The sequence below is a fragment of the Okeania sp. SIO2B9 genome, from assembly GCF_010672505.1.
In the GTDB taxonomy this organism is placed as follows: domain Bacteria; phylum Cyanobacteriota; class Cyanobacteriia; order Cyanobacteriales; family Microcoleaceae; genus Okeania; species Okeania hirsuta.
In genome coordinates, this window is the sequence record NZ_JAAHGK010001657.1 from 1 (window position 1) to 1,351 (window position 1,351).

Here is a 1,351-nt window from a genome sequence, read left to right on the forward strand (position 1 = left end):
TGTAGGAGACAGAAGAAATGGGAATGAGCGAGGAGGTAGGAGTAAGAATTGTAAGAGTGATTTTTCTGCCCAACTATGCGCCTAAAATACTAACTTTTTGAGCGTTTTAGACGTGATACCATACACTTTTTTCGAGCCCAAAAAGGCACTTGTCTTTATATGTCAATGCTTTTAGATTTAATTAGCCAGCCCTAATTACTTATTACTAATTGCTGATAGCTGACTGCTAATAGCTTAATGCTTACCTAAAAACTTTGTTCTTTTATTGCGAATAGGGCAATATAGCTCTTCCCAGAAAGCGTGAAGTATACTTTAAGTCTTGAGCTTATTTATTTATTCTTTTACTTAACTACTGTTGCTATATCTCAGTAGAGTCAGAAAAACTAATGAAAGTAAAAATACGGATACTAATTTCTCTATTCGTAAACATTTTCCTCCTATTCCTTCTTCTTTATTCTGGTTCTTTCTTCCCTCCTGACTCCTGACTCCTGACTCCTGACTCCTCCATTAAAAAACTGTAAATTTTTTGTGGTTCTAAATCCTGCATAACTGTCAATAATTCAGTCATTTTAAAACTCTGACGCTGGAGCTGTACTTGTAAAGTAGTCATAGGATCGGAACCAGAAGCGATGAGAAATTCCAACTTTGAAATATTCGGCCATTTACCTATTTCTGTTAATATTTTAGCGATCGCCTCCAAATAAGGATGATTTGATTGTTGATACCATTCAGATGTAATTAATGTTGCTTTTTCTAAACCAAAATTCACTATTAAAGGTGCTTGAGCAAAAACCGCTGTTGCCACTGCTCTAGTTTCTTCCCGCAACAGAAAATCATCTTCTTTGATTAAACTGCGTAATTTTTCCAAATATTCATAGCGCTGTTGAACCGGATTTTTCAGACTTGCAATATAAGAATTATCGGCAAATTTTCCTTCTGTGTTTTGATAATTCCAATTAATAGCAATTGTCACTAAATAACTGCGTAACAACATATGACCTAATTTTTGCGCCTTAGTCGCCAAATAAGCAGAATTATAATCTGTTGTTTCAATTAACAAAGGAACTCGATCTACTACTTCAATTCCATAACCATTTAAACCTGCTATTTTCCGGGGATTATTTGTAATCAAACGAATTTTCTTCACACCCAAATCATTTAATATTTGTGCTCCCACACCATAGTTGCGCAAATCTGCTGGAAACCCTAATCTTTCATTAGCTTCGACTGTATCTAATCCCATATCCTGCAATGAATAAGCTTTCATTTTATTAATTAAACCTATTCCCCTACCCTCTTGTCGCAAATAGACGACCACTCCCGCAGTCCCACATGTCTAACCCAATTTTTG

The 1,351-nt window shown here is 35.5% G+C and carries 1 pseudogene; it reads right to left on the minus strand.

Annotation, left to right across the window (positions count from 1 at the left end):
* Positions 1–451 precede the first annotated feature (451 nt).
* Positions 452–1,324 (minus strand): annotated as a pseudogene (ribA, locus tag F6K13_RS33465) (GTP cyclohydrolase II RibA); the annotation flags it as partial.
* Positions 1,325–1,351: the final 27 nt, after the last annotated feature.